The sequence below is a fragment of the Candidatus Korarchaeota archaeon NZ13-K genome (assembly GCA_003344655.1).
GTDB lineage: Archaea > Korarchaeota > Korarchaeia > Korarchaeales > Korarchaeaceae > Korarchaeum.
Genome location: MAIU01000113.1, coordinates 1 through 3,153, shown reverse-complemented (window position 1 = coordinate 3,153; position 3,153 = coordinate 1). Strand labels below are relative to the sequence as shown.

3 protein-coding genes are annotated in these 3,153 nt (G+C 59.6%); all 3 read right to left on the bottom strand.

The genetic code is table 11. The features are described 5' to 3' along the window. Positions 1-1,821, bottom strand: a 1,821-nt coding sequence (locus tag BA066_07490; protein RDD52852.1) for a hypothetical protein, incomplete at its 3' end; no start/stop codon positions are given. Then, complete coding sequence (locus BA066_07485) at positions 1,822-2,457, bottom strand: hypothetical protein (GenBank protein ID RDD52851.1); 636 nt, start codon at positions 2,455-2,457, stop codon at positions 1,822-1,824. Further along, positions 2,450-3,153: hypothetical protein (locus BA066_07480; protein ID RDD52850.1), on the bottom strand; the 704-nt coding region annotated here is incomplete at its 5' end. The genes BA066_07485 and BA066_07480, both read right to left, overlap by 8 nt.

Here is a 3,153-nt window from a genome sequence, read left to right as displayed (position 1 = left end):
GGCTCTCCACCTTCCCTCTGGTCCATCCGCCACTATCTCCCTGATGAACCTCAGCTTGGCCTCCTTGCCCCCCTTCCCCCTGAATTCAGCGCTGAGATTCATCCCCTGAGCTCCCTCCCGGACTTTCTCCCTCTCCCTGATGCTCAGGACCAGTCTAATCAAACCGTTGGCCTCTCCATCGGGATCTGAGGGAGATCCATCCCTCAGGAAGATTTCCTGGATCCTCCCCATGGTCCTCATCCTCGGGCCCGTGCCCCCGGCCCTGGGCGATACCGAGATCTCCTTATCCTCCGGGATCTCAGCCCTCAGAATCGTGAGAAAACCTTCTTGAGATCTCATTGTCAATATTATCCCTTCATCGCTCTCCTCAGCGGTCAGGCAGGTGCCATTGGCCTCCAACCTCACCCCAGCCACCTCGAGGGAGGGGGCGCAAACATTCAGCTCGACGGCGGAGTTACCGCACTCCAGCATGACGGCTTCCTGATCGGGTGGCACCTCCAAGCTGAAGCTCCCGTTCCTGACCTCAGCCTCCCCGGTGAGGTTGGAGGGAAGGAACCTGTAGGAGACGCTCTTTGGCTCCACGAAGAAGTAGCTCACCCTTCCCTTCAAGATGCTCCCTTCAATGCTCGCCTCAATTGAGTAGCTGTCCACGCTGAATCTCCAGGGGGGGCCATCGCTCTCAATCGAGTAGGTCCCGAGCTCCACCTCCCTGGCCAGCGGATAGCTCAAGGTCCCGACTCCGGAGACGCTGCCCTCCAAGAGGACCCTGCCGCTCGGGGACCTGAGCCTGAACCACCCAGATGCGCATATGCTCACGTTCTCACCAGGGAAGTAGAGTCCCTCATCCGTGGAAGCCCCTGGTATCGTTGCCTCGAACCTCAGCCCCCTCTCATCCCTCAGGATGAGCCTCGCTGGCCCGCTCACCCCGGCCAAAAGGCTGCCGTTGATCTGGAAGCTCCCGTTCCAGAAGCAGGAGTCCAGCTCCAGCGTCCCCCTGACGGGCTCGCCGGTCAGGGCATCCCTCACGCTCAGGTTGAGGAGCCCATCTCTCATGGAGTGATTGAGGATGAAGTAGGTGACCTTGAAGCTCCTCGAGAAGGTCAGGTTCCCCAGCGAGACCAGGACATCGTATCTTCCCAGGGCCACAGCATGCCTCAGTTCGAGGGAAGCCCTCCAGTGGGTCGAGTTGAGCCTCAGGGCCTCCAGCCTCTCGCTCACATTGAGGGGCGATATCACCCTGAGCTCGGGCCTCCCCTCGGACCTTATCATGATGCTCACCTCATCGGAGGGCGTGTAGTACTCCCCGACCAGTATCTCGGGGACCTCGAACTCGATCGAGGCGGTTAGCCCGGAGTAGTTGGCCTCAACGATGTGGGAGCCCGGGGACGGGCTGAACGGCCCATCGTAGGCCAAGCCATCGACCCTTATGGAGGCCCCGACGGGGGAGTTGAGGAGCCTGGAGCGCACCACCACCTCCACCAGGTTCGGCGAGGGGGATCTCACATCTATGGAGAGCTCGTCCAGGGTGAAGGACGCCTTAGTTATATCATCACCGCAGGAGTTCACCAAATCGTAGATGCCAAGTGGGAGGCCTGATGTGTCGATTTCAAGCTCCAGATAATCCCTGTAACCAGAGAACAGCACTCTTTTGATGTTTGGACCGAGTAGCGTGACGTTGCAGGCCCCGAACACCCTGGCGATCAGGGGATCGCCCGGCGAGAGCAGATCCCTGTCCAGCTCCACCCTGTGAGCTCCCTGGGCGGAGGCCTCGATCGTGAGCATGAATAGCATGATGAGAGCTGCCGTGAGGCTGGCTCTCAATCAGCTCCTCCTCACTCCCAGCGCCAGGAGGAAGGCTAGGGCTAGGATCACGATGCCCCAGAAGACCGGGTACCAGCTGAACGGGAGCATGGGCAGCGGTATCCTGGACACCTCTCCCCTCAACCTCAGGCCCCCGGAGCCGAGGGAGCCGCTCCTCTCAAGGTAGACCAGGTGGAGGCCCTCTCCCGGCGCGACATCTATGCTGGCCCCCTCGACGGGATATGAGAAGGGACCGAGCGTGGCGTCGAACTCATCGAAGAGGATTCCCCTGCTCAGGAAGTCCGATACCTTCACCTCCAGCCTGACCCTCACGCTCCCCCCTGGCCTTATCACCTCCCATATGGAATAGCGGGCGTACTTCTCCCCGTGGATGGCCTCAGCACTCTTCCCCATGACCTCCGCCCGAGCATCAACTATCCTACCGCTGCTCACGTTGAAGTAGCCATATCCCGGGACAACGGGAACGCTTGCCCTGTTCTCAAGAGTGAACTCATACGTTATGGTGGCCGAGCCGTCGCCGTTCAGCATTATCCTCAACCTGACATCCCTGTATATCAGGACCTCCTGGGCCGAGGGTGCGAGGAGCGGTAGCAGTAAAAATATGAGAAGGGGTGCCCTCCAAGTCACGCTAGCCATGCCTCCTCCTCGAGAGGATCGCGGCCACCAATAATATTAAGGATGCTGCCGCCATGAGGGGCTCAATTGTGAAGGCTCCGAAGCTGATGGAGGTGTTCGGGAACCTCACGGCTATAGCATCGAGCGTGTTCCTCGGATCCACTCCTATTATGAAGAGATCGGTCGCGTTGTAGACGCCGGTCCCGCAGACCCTGTACTTGACGAATATAGGGTTGTAGACATCCATATTAAGGTTCCCGTAGCTTCCCTTGGCGGACACGACGACCCATCCGCCCCCGCCAGTCAGGTTGTCATCCACATAGGCCACTAGGAAGCTCGTGGTCCCTATTGTGAACTCGCTCCCCTCACTGTAATCATTTCTGTCGACTTTTATCGTGCTAGAGTCGACCGGGTAAACGTTCAGCGTCTGGGTGCTTTTATCCGAGAGTCTCACGGTCACCTGCTTCGCTTTGTCGCTTCCAGTCCCCTCGAAGTATTGAACGAAACCGTACTGTGGCGCCGGAACAGGGTAGACCTTCCAGACGTAGCCCTTAGCGTAGCCCGTGGGGCTCGTTATGGAGCTGTAATCCGGCGGGCTGCTCGCATCGGCATCAAGCGCCAGCATGCTGAGGGGCCTCAGCACCATGCCTCCCTCCGTGGCGGCCGGATCAGGATTGAAGCCGGAGGGGACCACATCGTAGAACTCGACGTAGGGGG